The 17116-nt window shown below is 47.4% G+C and carries 14 protein-coding genes; 9 read left to right on the forward strand and 5 right to left on the reverse strand.

Annotated features, from left to right (window positions below):
* Positions 1–141: 141 nt before the first annotated feature.
* On the reverse strand, positions 142–726 hold the full coding sequence (locus R7Q39_RS00005) for an NAD(P)H-dependent oxidoreductase (RefSeq protein WP_017635228.1): 585 nt from the start codon (positions 724–726) through the stop codon (positions 142–144).
* Positions 727–996: 270 nt separating this feature from the next.
* Here R7Q39_RS00005 and R7Q39_RS00010 point away from each other — a divergent pair, with 270 nt between their 5' ends.
* Entirely contained in the window at positions 997–1338 is a 342-nt protein-coding gene (locus R7Q39_RS00010) for an ArsR/SmtB family transcription factor (protein WP_005375451.1), read from the forward strand.
* A gap of 85 nt (positions 1339–1423) precedes the next feature.
* Entirely contained in the window at positions 1424–2479 is a 1056-nt protein-coding gene (gene arsB, locus R7Q39_RS00015) for an ACR3 family arsenite efflux transporter (RefSeq protein ID WP_005385145.1), read from the forward strand.
* Positions 2480–2515: 36 nt separating this feature from the next.
* Here the strand turns inward: arsB and R7Q39_RS00020 are convergent, their stop codons facing one another.
* Both R7Q39_RS00020 and R7Q39_RS00025 read right to left on the reverse strand, forming a co-directional pair.
* Positions 2516–3295 (reverse strand): helix-turn-helix domain-containing protein, encoded by a 780-nt coding sequence (locus tag R7Q39_RS00020; protein WP_270054832.1) that lies wholly within the window; start codon positions 3293–3295, stop codon positions 2516–2518.
* A 19-nt stretch (positions 3296–3314) separates the two neighbouring features.
* A complete protein-coding gene (locus R7Q39_RS00025) occupies positions 3315–3848 on the reverse strand; it encodes a YbhB/YbcL family Raf kinase inhibitor-like protein (RefSeq protein WP_206952735.1) in 534 nt (177 codons plus the stop codon).
* Positions 3849–4035: 187 nt separating this feature from the next.
* Between R7Q39_RS00025 and R7Q39_RS00030 the strand changes: the two genes are divergently transcribed.
* The 4 genes from R7Q39_RS00030 (at position 4036) to R7Q39_RS00045 (ending at position 8013) form a co-directional block, all read left to right on the forward strand.
* Positions 4036–4827, forward strand: a complete 792-nt coding sequence (locus tag R7Q39_RS00030; protein WP_054577093.1) for a PhzF family phenazine biosynthesis protein — start codon at positions 4036–4038, stop codon at positions 4825–4827.
* Positions 4828–5034: 207 nt separating this feature from the next.
* Positions 5035–5985: an HlyD family secretion protein gene (locus tag R7Q39_RS00035; RefSeq protein WP_390509567.1), complete on the forward strand. Its 951-nt coding sequence runs from the start codon at positions 5035–5037 to the stop codon at positions 5983–5985.
* A gap of 4 nt (positions 5986–5989) precedes the next feature.
* Positions 5990–6916, forward strand: coding sequence for an ABC transporter ATP-binding protein (locus R7Q39_RS00040; protein WP_033906808.1), 927 nt, complete (start codon positions 5990–5992; stop codon positions 6914–6916).
* Complete coding sequence (locus R7Q39_RS00045; protein WP_213965255.1) at positions 6916–8013, forward strand: ABC transporter permease; 1098 nt, start codon at positions 6916–6918, stop codon at positions 8011–8013. Before R7Q39_RS00040 ends, R7Q39_RS00045 begins: the two co-directional genes overlap by 1 nt.
* Before the next feature lie 109 nt (positions 8014–8122).
* Here R7Q39_RS00045 and R7Q39_RS00050 read toward each other — a convergent pair whose 3' ends face one another.
* Complete coding sequence (locus R7Q39_RS00050) at positions 8123–8494, reverse strand: hypothetical protein (protein WP_005375433.1); 372 nt, start codon at positions 8492–8494, stop codon at positions 8123–8125.
* A gap of 391 nt (positions 8495–8885) precedes the next feature.
* The gene (fdhF, locus tag R7Q39_RS00055; protein WP_318075627.1) at positions 8886–13124 is read right to left on the reverse strand and encodes a formate dehydrogenase subunit alpha; all 4239 of its coding nucleotides are present in this window, start codon (positions 13122–13124) and stop codon (positions 8886–8888) included.
* 315 nt (positions 13125–13439) lie between these two features.
* On the opposite strand from fdhF, the gene R7Q39_RS00060 reads away from it, so the two are divergent.
* The 3 genes from R7Q39_RS00060 to R7Q39_RS00070 all read left to right on the forward strand — a co-directional run bounded on the left by R7Q39_RS00060 (position 13440) and on the right by R7Q39_RS00070 (position 17114).
* Complete coding sequence (locus tag R7Q39_RS00060) at positions 13440–13862, forward strand: hypothetical protein (protein WP_132936334.1); 423 nt, start codon at positions 13440–13442, stop codon at positions 13860–13862.
* Positions 13863–13997: 135 nt separating this feature from the next.
* Positions 13998–15386, forward strand: a complete 1389-nt coding sequence (locus R7Q39_RS00065; protein WP_318075628.1) for a TolC family protein — start codon at positions 13998–14000, stop codon at positions 15384–15386.
* A gap of 9 nt (positions 15387–15395) precedes the next feature.
* Positions 15396–17114 (forward strand): efflux RND transporter periplasmic adaptor subunit, encoded by a 1719-nt coding sequence (locus R7Q39_RS00070; protein WP_318075629.1) that lies wholly within the window; start codon positions 15396–15398, stop codon positions 17112–17114.
* Positions 17115–17116 lie beyond the last annotated feature (2 nt).

Here is a 17116-nt window from a genome sequence, read left to right on the forward strand (position 1 = left end):
CATGAGTAGTTTTACAGGCAAAGCCGAAACGGATGATAACCACCTACTGAAGTAGGTGGTTTAGGGCTGAAAATAAAAATGGACCGCATGTAGCAGTCCATCTCAATTCATCATTCAGTTCGCACTATCTTTCTAAAAGGATTAGAAGTTTTCGTTAATGTGCGCTTCGAAACGAACAAAATCGTTTTCGATATCTGCGTTCTTCATCACGTCGTAACAAGCGAATGTAGGCAGTGCTGACATACCAAAGAAGCGGAAGTTAGCGTGCATGTGGAACATCAAATCGTCCACGCCTTTACCTTGGAATAGGTATTCGCTCTCATCATCAAACGATTCTTCTGGCGCGTTGAATGTCAGTGACAGCATGTATTTGCTGTTGGTTTGAGTGCCGCCTGTACCATAGTTTTTCTTTGGTTCTTCTGCGCTACGGCCATCGAATGCACATAGTGCGCCGCCCATACCCGCAGTAAACACGTCGTCCATGTATTTTTTGAATGACCAAGGCACAGACATCCAGTTGATTGGGCTTTGGATGATCACGCGATCAGCCCACTCAAAGTGTGCGAGTTGCTCATCTACGTTGATCTCATCTTGCATTGTCACAACGCGAACCTCATGGCCTTTTGCTTGCAGAAGCGTCTGTGCTTTGTCGACAAGAGAAGCATTTAGACGACCTTCTGAATATGGTGATGGTTCGTGTGCATTGATGATCAGTACGTTGCTCATGGGATTACCTTTAAATAAGTTCACAAGATGACGCAGTAACCATTGTGCGTCGGATGTGGTTTATTATGGTAACCTAGAAATATAGTGCAATTAGTTAACTTTTAGTAACCTACGTAATTTTTTATTATATCACTGTTTTTAAAACATATATTTTTTCAATTTTTTATTCATCGTTATTTTACGATTAATTTTTTCATCGAGTTGTTGCATCTTCTACAGAGCAAGCGTACACTTTATCGCAATTCGACGATTAACTATTAAGGCCAGCGAATGAGTGATAAGTGCAAGGACACGTGCGAAGTTGTTTTTCAGACAACGCAACAACAGCTCGAGAAAGAACAAACTCTCGCAGCGCAAGCAAAAGCTTTGTCGCATCCAGCACGTTTGCGCATTCTGCATATCCTGCACACGCTCGATACCATGGGCGGTTGTTTGAACAGTGATTTGGTTTCTGAACTGGGTCTTGCGCAATCTACTGTTTCCGAGCACTTGCGTATTCTCAAGCAAGCAGGCTTTATCAGCGCCGAGCCAAACCCACCTAAGGTGTGTTACCGCATTCAACGCGACGCGTTTGATCAGTTCAATCTAGGATTTTCCAAGTTATTTGATTAATTCCCTTTGCACGCTGGTCAGGCGTGCAGAGATAAACTATACCTTTAACTATCGCCTTTCGACGATAAACGAATAAGAGAACACTATGACTACTCAAGTTTTAAATAGTGCCAGCGACAAAATGAGCTTCTTGGACCGTTACCTAACGGTGTGGATTTTTGTCGCAATGGCAATCGGTGTAGGTATTGGCGCAGCGTTCCCTCAAGTTGCTGAGTGGAATGAGTCAATGTCAGTTGGTAGCACAAACGTACCGCTAGCGATTGGTTTGATTTTGATGATGTACCCGCCACTCGCAAAGGTGAACTACAACCTGCTAGGTACAGTGACGAAAGACAAAAAAGCAATCACGCTGTCTTTGGTCATGAACTGGATTGTCGGCCCTATTTTGATGTTCATCCTTGCATTGACTTTCCTAGGTGATCATCCGGGTTACATGGTTGGTATCATTCTGATCGGTCTTGCTCGTTGTATTGCGATGGTGCTTGTATGGAACGATATCGGTGGCGGTAACAAAGAATACGGCGCAGCCCTAGTTGCACTAAACAGCGCTTTCCAAATCGTGACTTACAGTGTGATGGCATGGTTGTTCATCACTGTGTTGCCACCAGTCTTTGGTTACGAAGGTTTCGTGGTTGATATCTCGATGATGGACATCGCGGAAAGTGTTCTGATTTACCTTGGTATCCCATTCCTAGCGGGCTTCCTAAGCCGCAAATGGCTGGTCGCTGCGAAAGGTGAACAATGGTACAACGACGTGTTCATCCCACGCATTTCACCAATTACGCTTATCGCCCTGCTTGCGACCATCGTACTGATGTTCAGCTTAAAAGGTGAGATGATTCTTGAACTGCCAATGGATGTATTCCGTGTAGCAATTCCACTGGCTATCTACTTTGTGTTGATGTTCTTTGTCAGCTTCTTCGTTGGTAAGAAAATGGGCATCGACTACGACAAAAATGCGTCGATTGCCTTCACAGCAACAGGCAACAACTTTGAATTGGCTATTGCGGTTTCTATCGCGGTGTTTGGACTAAACTCAGACCAAGCTTTTGCTGGTGTCATTGGCCCGCTGATCGAAGTGCCTGTGTTGATTGCTTTGGTGAATGTAGCATTGCGAATGAAAGCCAAATATTATGGCTAACCTAAAAAGCACAAAAAATACAAAAGCGGTAAAACATTAACTCACTACCGTTTTAATATACTCGCTGGGCGTTAGGCCGAACTTACTTTTAAAGCGTTGGCTAAAACGCCCCTCTGACTGATAACCACACAACTGTGCGAGCATAGCAACGTTATACGAGCCATTTTGCATCAAGTAAAGTGCGTGATTTAAGCGCACTTCTGCCAATACTTCACGATACTGGGTACCTTCTTGTTTCAGTTTGCGTATCAATGTTGCTCGGCTCATAGCAAAGTGCCCCGCGACCATGTCTAATGGATGCTCCTCCCCTGGAGAGCGCGATAAGTAACGACTAAGTTTCTGACTAAAAGAGATATGTGAACTCGAGAACAACCGATGTAATAACCCTCTCTCAGCTAGCTGCTGATATAGGCCCATAATCCAATAGCGTTGTGTCGCTTCACTTAAGCTTTCCCGCTCAAACGAAAACAAAGCATTTAACGTCGCTTGCAATGCTTTATCTGTCTCAACAACGGGTACATAGTTTCCTAATGCGTTGCTCATGCTTAGCTCCAACATTTCATCGCTAGGCACACAGTGAAAACTGAACATTCGAGAAAGAAATCGCCTTTGTAGAGGAAGGTTTTCAAAATTTAGGGATGCATTTGCTTCACAAAGCATGATATTTGGATGATGGATGTCGAGTACTTCATCTTTCCAGAAAAGATGTTTACTCCCCTTAACAATCTGAATGAGGCTTGGGGAGTGAATCCTGACATTACGAAGCTTCTGCTGCTGCTCCGCACGAAACAGCGTAACCTGATATTGGTGACCCATTCTCTCCCCTTATATTCAATTATCGCGTGTAAGTCGTGGTTAATGTCGCTTTACCCAAAGCAACACTATTCAAAGTAAACCCTACAATGGCTGGTGGCGTGTTTTCATCCAAATTCAGTTCTTCAGTTGGCAATGCCCACACCGTAAACTGGTAACGATGCATCCCATCATTCCTTGGAGGACACGCGCCGCCGAACCCCGTTGTGCCGTAGTCAATACGAGATTCTTTGCCGCCTAACTTGTTCATATCAATGCCTCGAGGCAGCTCGCTAACGGTGGATGGAATATTAAACGCTATCCAATGCCAAAAACCACTGCCTGTTGGTGCATCGGGGTCATACACGGTGATCGCAAAACTTTTTGTGCCCTTTGGAGCTTCTTTCCACATCAATTGTGGTGATTGATTCCCGCCATCACATCCCCAACCAGAGTATTCAAATGTCTTCGCCATCGGGTGGCCTTCTTGAATATCTCTACTCACGAGTTCAAATGCATGGGTAGAACCGACCGCAAAAACACTCAATACCAAAACTGACTTGTAGATCGCTTTCATGTTTTTCTTCCTTTCAATGAATTCAACACTAGTCTAAATACCCAGCAGTCCGAATCCTTGTCAGTAAGTATCAAAAAACACAAAATAATCTATAATTTTGACACTTTAAGATTCTAACACAAATTTCTTACTCTCTTAATTGCACTTGGTTTATGCTAATTAATCGCTCACGGAATAAGGAAGGAAAATGGAATTGGATATCTACGTGGTGGACGCCTTCACCGATACGCAATTCAAAGGCAACTCAGCAGCGGTGGTGCCTTTAGAGGAATGGCTAGCCCCAGAATTGATGCAAAATATCGCGACAGAAAACAACTTGTCGGAAACGGCTTTTCTAAAATCCATTGGCGCAAACCGATATGAGATTCGTTGGTTCTCTCCTATAACTGAAATCGACTTTTGTGGACACGCCACACTGGCCTCGTCGTTAGTGCTGTTTGATGAGCTTGGCATTAATGGCACGATTGAATTTCATACTCTGGAAGTAGGAACCCTCACCGTAGAGAAGAATGCGCAAGGTAAGATCGAGATGACGTTCCCTGCTCGTCTTCCAAAAGCCGTTTCTGATATTCCCTCGGCATTGATTGAAGGCCTAAGTTGCGATGTGGAACGCGTACTGCTTAGCCCTCAAGCGTATTTCGTGGTGGTCGACAGCCAACAGGAGGTACTTGAGGTTCAATACCGTTCAGAGCACCTCAAGACACTCGCTCCTTACGATGTGGTCGTTACCGCGAAAGGCGATCAACAAGACTTTGTATCTCGTTACTTTTGGCCTGCAAATGGTGGTGACGAAGACCCCGTAACTGGCTCGATTCACGCTGGATTAGCACCGTTCTGGGCAGAAGCGTTAGGCAAAACATCACTGGTCGCTTACCAAGCTTCTCAGCGCGGAGGTATTTTGCACTGTGAAGTTACTGACGAACAAGTAAGAGTATCTGGCGACGGCGTGCTCTACATGAAAGGCAAGATTTTTGTTTAAATGATATTCACGTAATCAACTTAAAAGAGCCAAGTAAAGCACGGCTTCAGCAGGATCAAGCCAACTTCAATAATTAATCAATTGATGAATATTGAAGGAATTAACTTCCTAGCCGGACAAAACTGACTCACGTTACACTGAATGCAGTCCCATACTCTTCTATAGCTTGATACGAGTTCGAGCTCACCTTCTTAGAGGAAGCGTCGCATGATGAAGCGAATCATTCTTGGCACCCTAGCCCTGACTCTTTTAACTGCCTGTTCCAAAGATGACGGACAGCAAGCCCTTGGCACACTAGAACGTGACCGCGTAACCTTCACTGCCACCTCTAGCGAGATAATTCGTGCCCTACCCATCAAGGAAGGCAGCCAAGTCACCGAAGGAGAAGTGCTGGTTCAGCTCGATACAAAAAACCAAGAAGCCGTTTTAGCTCACGCCGTAGCCGAACAAGCCAAGGCTGACGCCTATCTTTTGAAATTGACCAATGGTGAGCGACCAGAAGACATTGCCGCAGCGCAAGCACGTGTTGCCAGAGCGGAAGCTCAATTGGTTGAAGCGCAAAAGAACTACCAACGTAAAGCAGAGTTAGTTCGTAAGAAACTCATCAGCCAATCAGAGAAAGACACCGCTTTAGCAGCCAGAGATTCTGCCCGTGCAGAGCTAGACTCCTCACAAGAAGAGTTCAGCAAACTGACCGCTGGCTCTCGTCCTGAAGATATTGAACAAGCGAAATCCGCACTCATGGCAGCAAAAGCCGATGTGGCACTACAAGAACAGAAACTGGCAGAACTCACCATCACGGCCACGCGAGATGGCTTGTTAGATAACCTACCGTTTAACCTTGGTGAACGCGTTCCGGTGAATGGCGTGGTTGCTGTAATACAAGCCAGCCGCGTCCCATATGCTCGTGTTTATGTTCCTGCTAACTATCGAGTCGACTTTGTGCCGGGTAAAACGGTTAACGTGCATGTAGATGGCGTTGAGCAACCTTATAGCGGCACCGTTCGTTGGGTTGCAACTGAACCTTCATTCACACCTTATTTCGCGCTTACCGAGGAAGAACGCTCGCGTTTGATGTACCTTGCAGAAGTCGACCTACAAGACTTAGCACAATCCTTGCCTTCGGGCATTCCAGCGCAAGTGGATTTGGTGGAGTAAGCCAATGACCGAATACGCGATTCAAGCTGAAAATGTAGTGAAGAAGTTTGGTGACTTCACCGCCATCAACAACATCACGCTCAATGTGCCCAAAGGCAGTATTTATGGTTTTCTTGGCCCGAACGGCTGCGGTAAATCGACAACCATTCGTGTGTTGACGGGCTTGCTTAGCCCAAGTGAGGGCAACGTGGACGTGCTTGGGTTAGAGATCCCAAAACAATCTGAGCTTCTGCGCCTCAAGATTGGCTACATGACGCAAAAGTTCTCCCTTTATGATGACCTGACGGTTCAAGAGAATCTTGAGTTTATTGGACAAATCTTTGGTATGGAAACCAAGGCCCTAAAAGCTCGCATCGAAGAACAACTGTCAACCTACGGTCTCGACCAACTACGCAAACAGCGCGTCGGCGGAATGAGTGGCGGGCAGAAACAACGCTTGTCTCTCGCCGCAGCCACCATGCATAAACCAGAACTGTTGTTTCTCGATGAACCCACGTCTGCGGTTGACCCAGAGAACCGACGCGATTTCTGGGAGCAATTGTTTGATCTCTCTGACCAAGGTACGACGATTTTGGTCACTACGCACTACATGGATGAAGCAGAACGCTGTCATCGCCTGGCGATTATGGAAGCCGGGGAAATCCGCGCCGATGGTGAGCCAGAAGAACTCATGGCGCAAATGGGCGTTAACATCGTCGAAGTCAAAGCGGATAACTTACGCGAGCTAAAAGAGAAAGTCATTCAGCGCGAAGAAGTCCGTTCTGCCGCACAGCTCGGCATTCGCTTACGCATTTTGATCCACCAGCACATCGAACAACCGATCGAATGGTTAACCCAAACCTTTCCTGAGCTTGATGGCTGCGAGATGAACATTGCTCGCCCGAGCTTGGAAGATGTGTTTGTCAGCGTGACGGGAGAAGGTCGCCAATGATGAAATCTATTGCCCGCATGAAAGCGGTGATGATCAAAGAGATCCGTCAGCTTTCACGTGACCGCATTACCTTTGGCATGGTCGTGATGATCCCGCTAATTCAGCTTCTGCTGTTCGGCTTTGCCATTAATACCGATATTCGCAACATTCCCGTTGGCGTCGTCGATCAAAGTGGCAGCACTGCCGGGCGTGTGATCACCGAGTCCGTCAAAGTCACGCAAGTGGTCGATGTGGTCGAAACCTTCGCTACCGCAACAGAAGCCGAGCAAGCCATTCAAGACGGCTTGGTACGAGCGGCTTTAATTCTGCCTAGCGACTTAACCCAACGTATGGTGCAAGGTCGAGAACTTGGCCAGTGGATTGTGGATGGTTCAGACACCATGATCAGTTCTGCGATTCTCTCGCTACAAACCATGCCGTTAACGGATTTTGATTTTGAGATACGTCCTGCTCCAACCAAAACCTTTGAAGTTGCGCTGTATTACAACCCGAGTCGGCGCTCAGCGGTGAACATTGTCCCTGGTTTGTTGGGCGTGATTCTAACCATGACGATGATCTTGTTCACCAGTGCAGCCATTGTTCGAGAACGGGAGCGTGGCAATTTAGAGTTACTGATTACTACGCCAATCCACTCCATAGAACTCATGGTGGCGAAGATCATCCCTTACATCTTTGTTGGTCTGATACAGGTGTTTATCATTTTAGGCTTGGGGCACTGGATATTTGGTGTGCCGATAAACGGCGCCATTAGTCAGATACTGTTTGGTACGCTGCTGTTTATCGCCGCGAGTTTAACCTTAGGTTTGGTGATATCCACCATTGCGACGACGCAGCTTCAAGCAATGCAGATGACGGTGTTTATTCTTTTGCCATCGATTCTTCTGTCCGGATTTATGTTCCCTTATGAAGGAATGCCCGTCGCGGCACAATGGATCTCAGAAGCCCTGCCTGCCACTCACTTTATGCGCATTATTCGTGGTGTGGTGTTGCGTGGTGCAGATTTAATGGAGCTATGGCGAGATACAGTCTGGTTACTTGGATTCACTGTTATCGGCCTTATTGTCGCTTCATTTCGCTTCAAAAAATCACTCGACTAATCCCACGATATTGCGTTCATTCCTTAAAAACAAAAATAGCCCCAACGAAGGGCTATTTTTTGTTTGTGTATTCATACACTGTGCTATCGAGCTCAACTCTCAGACAATATTAATAGTACTCACCGTAGGAACAATCTCGTAAATCGGAAATATTGTAGTTTTTCAAAGAGTTTATTTTAAAGTTGAACACTACCTGTTTACAGACAACGCCTTCGCGATCCGTGTACGTGATAATACCTTCACTGTACGCTCGCTGACCATCAGAGGATGTCACGTCAGCAACAAGTTCCAAATGGCCCTTATGCGCGTCTACGCGATTCATCATCTCAAACACATCGACCCACTCTTCGCGATTTGCCATTTGTATTAGCATCGATTTCGCCTGTGTTTCCAACTGCTGGGGGTATACATAATAACGGTTGTAACCAAAGTATGCGCACATAAGTAATAAAACGAGTGCAAATGAGGTTGTTCTTGTCATACAAGCTTCCTCTTGTTGTTATAAAAATCTTGCTTCGTTAATTCAGTATAGGAAGCGAGCAAAGTTTAGGTTATAGAACTTGCCCAAATAACAGGGGACAGTCAGAGACAGTCAATTCTATGACAAGCTCAACAACAAACTTTATTGCACTCTCATCATGGGCTTGAACAAAAATACGCCACAGAGACAGCAAGAAGTAAGAAGTAAGAAGTAAGAAGTAAGAAGTAAGAAAGGAAAACTAACCGGAGCGCGGTGATAACAGAAAAGTAAAAGGAGTTTGAAGAAAAAGACAATCCGAGTGAATGTAGTGAGAGCGGAAATCAAGAGTAGATTATCCGCCCATCAACTAGGCTCAAATTGTCAGTGCCCACAACAACGTGACTCGCCGAATTTAAACGTGTTGGTAACTATCTTCGAGAGACTCTGTCTGCGTTGTCTTTTCGCTCACTTCCACTTTAACCGCAGCGACCTTGAACTCAGGGATCTTCGCATGCGGGTCAGTCGCCGTTGTCGTTAAACGGTTCACCGGCGATTCAACAAAGTGGAATGGAATAAACACCACACCTTTTTGAATACGCTTAGTCACAAAAGCATCAATCTCAATGCTGCCGCGACGTGTAGACACTGTCAGACGCTGACCATTACTGATGCCTAGCGCTTCTGCGTCTTCCACGCTCACCATCGCGCGAGGGCCAGCAAGGTTATCCAACCCTTTAGTTTTGCGCGTCATGGTGCCAGTATGGAACTGCTCAAGCACACGACCAGTCGTTAACACAAGCGGATACTCCTCATCTGGCAGCTCAGCCGCATAACGGAACGGTACGCCCACCATTTGACCTTTACCACGAGTAAACTGGGTTTGGTGCATGATGCGAGTACCTGCTGGGTTGTTCTTGTTGCTCGGCCATTGCACTCCGTTTGGCGTGATCGCCTCCCAACGAAGACCTGCGTATTGAGGTGTCACTCGTGCAATCTCGTTAGTGATATCAGACACGCAGTGGTAGTCCCAATCACTGCCCATGGCATTAGCGATTTCTTGAATAATCCACCAATCTTCTTTCGCTTCACCCGGTGCCGTGACAACCGGATTCACACGCTGAACACGACGCTCCGTATTGGTGAAGTGCCCCGCTTTCTCTGCAAACGAGCAAGACGGCAGAACCACGTCCGCGTATTGCGCGGTTTCCGTTAGGAAGATGTCTTGAACCACCAAGAAATCGAGCGCTTCTAAACCTTCAATCACATGTGCTTGGTTCGGGTCACTCAATACTGGGTTCTCACCCATGATGTACATACCACGAACGTCACGATGGCAAGCCGCATCAATGATTTCTGTCAGGGTTAGACCTTGCTCAGAAGGCAGATTTGGCGCGTTCCATTCAATCGCAAACTTCTGACGCACAATTGGGTTGTATACCTTTTGGTAACCCGGGAAACTGTTTGGCAAAGCACCCATATCACACGCGCCTTGCACGTTTGATTGACCACGTAGCGGGTTGATGCCACCACCTTCAATACCGATGTTGCCACACAGTAATTGCAGGTTAGCGATAGAACGCACGTTGTCATGACCTGTCGTGTGCTGAGTAATACCCATCGAGTAGTAAACAGCCGTACGATCTGCCGTACCAATCATACGCGCCATTGCTTGAATGTCTTCGGCTTTAACACCTGTAACCAACTCCACTTTATCGAGGTTGTAAGCTGGCGACATCACCTCTTGCAGTAAGGTATCAAAGCCGTCGACACGTTCTTCGATGTACTCTTGATCGTACCAACCGTTCTTGATGATCTGTTGCATGACGCCGTTCAGGAGCATCACATCCGTACCCGGACGGTGCGCCATGTACAACTCAGCATGTTCAGCCATATCGACACGTTTCGGGTCAGCTACAATCAAACGAGCGCCGTGAGGACGAATTGCTTGTTTGATATGTGAAGCGATTATCGGGTGCGCCGATGTGGTATCCGAACCAATAATAAAGATCACATCCGAGTGCTTAATGCTTGGAATGTCGTTGGTCATTGCACCACTACCCAGTGACGCCTCAAGACCGGTTACACTCGATGCGTGACACAAACGCGCACAGTGGTCGACGTTATTGGTGCCCAGTTCACGACGGACAAATTTTTGGAACGCGTAGTTATCTTCGTTGGTAGTTTTCGCTGAAGAGAAGCCCGCCAATGCGTTGCTGCCAAAATCTTGCTTGATGCCAGAGAACTTGCTCGCAATCAGTTGAATCGCCTCTTCCCAACTTGCAGGCTGCAACCAACCGTCTTTGCGAATCAATGGCGTAGTAAGACGCTCTTCACTGCCAATGAAATCGAAACCAAAGCGACCTTTCACACACAGCATGCCTTGGTTCACCGGCGAGTCACCGCCCTTCACGTAACGAATCGTATTGGTTGCTTCGTCCACGAACATAGTCAACTTACAACCCACACCACAGTATGTACAAATAGTGTCGACCGCTTTCAGGTCTTCAGTACGACCTTGCGAACGGTCACGACTATCGACCATCGAGCCCGTTGGACACACTTGAACACACGCGCCACATTGTACGCAGTTCGAATCGCCCATTAGGGTTAAGCCATTCTTATTACTTCCAAAGTGTGGACGATCATCAGGACGTAATGCCGGACGACCTTGTTTATCGCACACGAAGTTCAGTACACCGTGTACGGCTTTGTCGCGGCACGCTTGGATGCACTGACCACAGCTAATACAGCGGTTAGCATCAAACTCAATAAACTCAGAACTGCGGTCAACTTCGTACTTATGACGCAAGTCTTTCGCACGAAGATCTAACCAATCTTGGTGTGATTTAATCTGCAAGGAGAAGTCAAAGCTTTGCTCGGCTTCATATTCGGTGGAGTAATCACGCAGCGCACAATCGGTATTTGCCTGACAGCCACATTCAAGGCAGCGTGCAGCTTCCTTCATCGCTTCTTCGTTATCAAAGCCCAACTCGACTTCAGCGAAGCTTTGCTCGCGTTGTGCTGGAGTCAGTTCAGGCATGATAGAGCGAGCGACTTTCTGGATGTTCTCGAAGTGAAGCGGGTCGACTTGAGAGAGCTTCTTCTCTTTACGCGAGTTAAACGCCGCCTTTGGCATATCTGCCATATCGCCATTCAAAAACAGATCAATGGCTTTTGCCGCAACGCGGCCATCTCCCACGGCTTCAACTGCCGTTGCAGGACCACGGCGGAAATCACCAATACTGAAGATGTTGCCCGTGCCGGTGTGCATGGTCTTTTCATCTGCATCAGAGGTGTTCCAGCGTGTAAGCGGAATCGACAAATCTTCACCTTCGAGGAAGCTCAGGTCTGGCTTTTGCGATACTGCTGCAATCACGGTGTCGAACTCTTCGGTGAAGAACTCGCCGGTTGGTTTAGGGCTGCGACGACCAGATGCATCCGGCTCACCCAATGCCATGCGCTCTAGGCGAATCGCACTCACGCGTCCAGTTTCATCGGCAAGGTTTTCTGCAGGGTTGGTCAAGAAGTGGAATTTCACCCCTTCGTGTTCCGCTTCGACAACCTCGTAGTCTTCTGCCGGCATTTCGTCACGAGTACGACGATAAATCAACGTGGTGTCTGCACCAGCACGACGCGCAGTACGAGCACAGTCAATTGCCGTATTACCACCGCCGATCACCGCGACTTTCTGACCCGTTACATAGTTTTGCTCAGTGACGTAATCTTTAAGGTAATCAACGCCTAAGTAGCAACCTTCAAGGTCACTGCCTGTGTAATGCATTTCAACCGCTTGAGACGCGCCGACAGCTAAACACACCGCATCGTATTCTTCGCTCAATTGAGAAAGCGTGAAATCCACACCCAGCTTTTGATTAGTGTGAACTTGCATGCCATTACGGCACATCAGTTCGATTTCTTTATCGAGAATGTCTTTTGGCAAACGGTATTCAGGAATACCGTAACGCAACCAACCGCCCGCTTTTGGCATGGATTCAAAGACCGTAACGTCATAGCCTTCGTTCGATAGGTAGTAGCCAGCCGTTAGACCACCAGGACCACTGCCGACGACGGCAATGTTCAACCCTTTACTTGGTTTCTTTTCTGGTACATAGGCTTCATGCGCAGACAAATCCGCATCCGCGGCATGACGTTTTAGCTGACGAATTGCGATTGGTTCATCGACTAACGAGCGGCGACATTCGCTCTCACAAAATGCCGGGCACACACGACCAATCGATAGCGGCATAGGAAGCGTACGCTTAATCACTTCAATCGCTTTTTGATGATCGTTCTGTGCGATGTGATAAAGGTACGATTGGATATCCACGCCCGCTGGACACGCGGTTTTACATGGCGCTTCACAATCGGCGTAATGGTCCGTCATGATGCGGTTGAGTGCTTTTCTGCGGTGCTCGCTTAATTGTTCTGATTGCGTGACCACATTAAGGCCGCGGTAAACTTCGAGTTCACACGCACGCTTAGTACCGCCACTTTCGACTTCAACTACACACAAGTCACACGGTACTTTTTCATTACTTTTGTTCATTCCGCATAGCGATGGGATCTCGACCCCACACACTTTTGCTGCTTCTAAAAGGGTTAGACCCTCTTCTACAATTCTATATTTTCCATCGATGACAATTTCTATCATGCAACCCCCGCAGCAAAGCAAATCCAAATCTGCACAAGTAAAACCATGCATTCTATAAGGATAATCATTTGTAAGACAAGTTAGTGTGATGTAAAACTTATAAACCACATTTTTCACGTGTCATAAAAAGCGAGGGTTTCTTTCGCTAACTTTCAACACTCGGTGTTTAACAAACGTTTTACTCCCTCGAAAGTGCGAAAACTGAAGGGGTGGACTATTTTGATAATAAGAGTAATAAATGATTGACCTTACCCTTAGGTTAACCTTTAGAATCGAAGGGTTTTCATCATTTTCATCAAACACATGGGAAAGGGTATGCACTTAAAATCGCTGCATACAATCTGGTTAACTCTCTTCACGACGCTAGTACTATTGGTATCTAGTGTGGCGAACAGTGAGCCGTTGATGAATATTCAAATGATGTCTACTGGCATGGCTCACCATCCCTCTATGATGAGTGACAGCGAACACTGCGGTATGCCTGGCATGATGGACGTCTCCATGACAGACGCTTCTCTGTCCGAAGATGGCGATGCAAGAGAAACCAGCATGAACTGTGGTGGAGGCTCCGGCATGGTTCATACCTGCTGTACTGCCGCGTGTACGATAGTTTTCGTCCCCCTACCGAATCCTATCAATAGCCCAATGCCCGTCGTCTATCGCGCAACCATTACTCCTGAAGTTGCTTCCCCAGTCGTACACGTCAGCCGCGACCTGTACCGACCTCCTATAGCCTAAATCCGTCCTAGCATTCGACCCTGCGCGTGTATCGCAGGTTGTTTTAATGCGCCTGAACGATGAGGTAACAAGGCTTTACTGTTCCCGCAATAAAATCCGCACCTCCATCGATCCGGCGAACACTGGATTTAGATTATGGATATCAAACCATACCGCTTAGCTGCACCTATTTTTATGGTGGCTCTGGTCGCTGCGCCAACCTTGGTTAACGCCGCTGGTAAAGAGACGCATGCAGCACAAAATTCCGCATCAAGTGAGCGAGCTTCGACGACCAAGCTTGCCCAACTGATCAACGTCGCTTTGAGTAACGATGGCAATCGTAAGCAATACTCAGCGCAATCTGCTGCCATGCGTGAAACGGGCGTCGCGAGTTCGACCTTAATGGACCCAAAACTGAAAGTGGGTTTTGGTGGCTTGCCTGTCGACAGCTTCAAATTCGATGAAGACCCAATGACCAACATCTCCGTTGGTTTAATGCAACAATTTGAGCGTGGCTCGACGCTTGATTTACAGCAGAAGAAAGCCAATCAACAAGCCGACGGCCTTGGGCTTCAAGTGCATGCTCGTGAGCTTGAGGTAGCCAACAGCATGACTCAACTTTGGTTAGAGCTTGGTTACCAGCAACGCGCTGAGCAAATCTTGCTTGAGAACCGCAAGTTGATGAAGGAGATGGAAAGCTTTATTCAAACCAACTATTCGATTGGTAAGAGTGAAGCGCAAGACCTACTCAACGCTCAATTACAAGTCAGCAAGTTGGATGAGAAACTGCAAGCCAACGCACAAATGCAACGTCGTCTTATCTCTCAACTCTCCGAATGGTTGGGGTCAGATTGGTTGGCGAATGAACAGGCCCTGCATGCGAGCAATCAACTTAATTGGGACACACTGAACAGCAAACTTGCTGCCAGTCAGGGTTCCACCAAGCATTATCAGCAACTCAGCCAACACCCGATGGTTAAGATGGCCGACGTCAGCATCTCTGCCAATAAAACGCAGGTGGAAATTGCTGAGCAAGCCTACAACCCACAATTTAGCGTCGAAGTGATGTACGCCTACCGCCAAGCCGACAACATGATGGGTGAGCCCGCCTCTGATTTGGTTAGCGCTTACCTCACCATGGACATTCCGTTGTTTACGGGTGACCGCCAAGATCGCAATCTTGCTGCCGCTCAATACCAAGTTGGCGCGGCACAATCACAAAAAGACACCTTACTAACGCAGATGAATGCCAAGGTGAACACTCTGTTGGTTGATCGCGGCAACTTAACCCAACGCTTAGAACGTTATCAATCCACCTTATTGCCTCAAGCGAAAGCACGCATTCAAGCCGTTGAGCGGGGTTATCAAAACAACACAGCGCAGTTTAACGATGTGATTTCTGCCACTACTGACGAGTTGGCTCTGCAATTAGAGCAACAACGTCTGCTGACCGATCTCAACATCGCAAACAGCAATTTAGCCACCCTACTCGGTGGTTTCGACTATCAAGTCGAGCAACCAGAACTGTCTGAATTAAAAAAATAAGGTAAAACAATGAAAACATTACAAGTTGCAACCATCGCGCTGATTGTTGGTGGTGCTTTAGGGTTTGGTGCTAATCATTTTCTTACGGGCTCGGCTCACGACATGAGTGCGATGGGTGGCGAATCTGCTGCAAGCTCTAATGATCCGCTTTACTGGGTTGCCCCAATGGATCCGAATTACAAACGCGACAAGCCGGGTAAATCCCCAATGGGCATGGATTTGATTCCGGTTTACGCAGAAGACCTATCCGGTGAACAAGATGCACCAGGTACAGTGACTATTGACCCTTCAGTAGAAAATAACCTCGGGGTTAAAACCGCAAACGCGACACTACAGCAGTTGTCACCACGCATCGAAACGGTTGGTTATATTGCCTTTGATGAAAGTCTGTTATGGCAAACCAACGTTCGTGTGGCGGGTTGGGTAGAAAAACTCTACATCAATGCCGTGGGTGAGAAAGTGAAGAAAGGCGATGTGCTGTTCACGCTCTACTCTCCAGAACTGGTTAAAGCACAAGAAGAATTGCTGAATGCGTACCGCACTGGCCGCAAAGGTCTTGTAAAAGGGGCGACCGAACGCTTGGTAACACTCGGTGTTGACCGCGCTCAAATCAAATCCATTACTCGTAGTGGTAAAGCATCGCAAACCATTGAAATCAAAGCGCCTGCTGATGGCGTTATCGCGAGCTTAAACGTGCGTGAAGGTGGCTATTTGTCCCCTGCTCAAGCGGTGATCAGTGCAGGTCCTTTGGACAATGTTTGGGTTGATGCGGAAGTCTTTGAGCGTCAAGCACACTGGATGAAAGCGGGTTCTCAAGCCACGATGACCCTTGACGCGATTCCGGGTAATGAATGGCAAGGTGTCGTAGATTACGTGTACCCAATCCTTGATCCGAAAACACGTACGTTGCGTGTGCGCCTTAAATTCCCTAACCCAGATGGCGCATTGAAGCCAAACATGTTCGCAAACATTGCCTTGCAGCCTGTCACTGACGACGCAGTGTTAACGATTCCTAAATCATCTGTTATTCGCTCTGGCGGTATGACTCGCGTTGTTCTGGCTGAGGGCGAAGGCAAATACCGCTCAGCTCGAATTGAAGTTGGCCGTGAAGCTGGCGAACAAATCGAAGTATTACAAGGACTTAAACAAGGCGATAAGATCGTTACTTCATCTCACTTCATGCTCGATTCTGAATCAAGCCAGTCGGCGGATCTGTCTCGCATCAATGGTGTAGAAGCGGCAGCAGAAACTGCATGGGCCAAAGGTGAGATCACGGATGTGATGAAAGATCACCGTATGCTGACCATCAACCACCAGCCTGTACCAGAATGGGATTGGCCGGGCATGGTAATGAACTTCACTTTTGCAGATGGCGTTGAGATGGGTGACTTGAAAAAAGGTCAGGCTATCGAATTTGAAATGCAAAAGACGGAGTCCGGTCAGTACCAAATCGTTGACTATAGGGCAGACAACAGCGTCATTGCAGCAGAAGTTTGGCTAACTGGTGACATCACGATGCTGATGGCTGATTTTGGCATGATCACCTTAAACCACCTACCGGTTGCAGAATGGAACTGGGATGCGGGCGAGATGAACTTCTCTGTGGGTGAAGACGTTGATCTATCGGGTTTTGAAGAAGGACAGAAAGTTCGGTTTCTAGTTGAAAAACAAGGATCTGACTACGTTCTTAAACAGCTAGTTCCTGCAACAACAGCCGTCGAGGGTTAATT

This window comes from Vibrio sp. 947 (genome assembly GCF_033339115.1).
Classification (GTDB): Bacteria; Pseudomonadota; Gammaproteobacteria; order Enterobacterales; family Vibrionaceae; genus Vibrio; species Vibrio alginolyticus.

Bases quoted from the DNA above. Each gene is read 5' to 3' on its own strand.
- R7Q39_RS00030 (WP_054577093.1), top strand. From the start codon at position 4,036: ATGGAATTGGATATCTACGTGGTGGACGCCTTCACCGATACGCAATTC.
- R7Q39_RS00045 (WP_213965255.1), top strand. From the start codon at position 6,916: ATGAAATCTATTGCCCGCATGAAAGCGGTGATGATCAAAGAGATCCGT.
- R7Q39_RS00010 (WP_005375451.1), top strand. From the start codon at position 997: ATGAGTGATAAGTGCAAGGACACGTGCGAAGTTGTTTTTCAGACAACG.
- R7Q39_RS00035 (WP_390509567.1), top strand. From the start codon at position 5,035: ATGATGAAGCGAATCATTCTTGGCACCCTAGCCCTGACTCTTTTAACT.
- arsB (WP_005385145.1), top strand. From the start codon at position 1,424: ATGACTACTCAAGTTTTAAATAGTGCCAGCGACAAAATGAGCTTCTTG.
- R7Q39_RS00040 (WP_033906808.1), top strand. From the start codon at position 5,990: ATGACCGAATACGCGATTCAAGCTGAAAATGTAGTGAAGAAGTTTGGT.
- R7Q39_RS00050 (WP_005375433.1), bottom strand. From the start codon at position 8,494: ATGACAAGAACAACCTCATTTGCACTCGTTTTATTACTTATGTGCGCA.
- R7Q39_RS00020 (WP_270054832.1), bottom strand. From the start codon at position 3,295: ATGGGTCACCAATATCAGGTTACGCTGTTTCGTGCGGAGCAGCAGCAG.
- R7Q39_RS00070 (WP_318075629.1), top strand. From the start codon at position 15,396: ATGAAAACATTACAAGTTGCAACCATCGCGCTGATTGTTGGTGGTGCT.
- R7Q39_RS00005 (WP_017635228.1), bottom strand. From the start codon at position 726: ATGAGCAACGTACTGATCATCAATGCACACGAACCATCACCATATTCA.
- R7Q39_RS00025 (WP_206952735.1), bottom strand. From the start codon at position 3,848: ATGAAAGCGATCTACAAGTCAGTTTTGGTATTGAGTGTTTTTGCGGTC.
- R7Q39_RS00065 (WP_318075628.1), top strand. From the start codon at position 13,998: ATGGATATCAAACCATACCGCTTAGCTGCACCTATTTTTATGGTGGCT.
- fdhF (WP_318075627.1), bottom strand. From the start codon at position 13,124: ATGATAGAAATTGTCATCGATGGAAAATATAGAATTGTAGAAGAGGGT.
- R7Q39_RS00060 (WP_132936334.1), top strand. From the start codon at position 13,440: ATGCACTTAAAATCGCTGCATACAATCTGGTTAACTCTCTTCACGACG.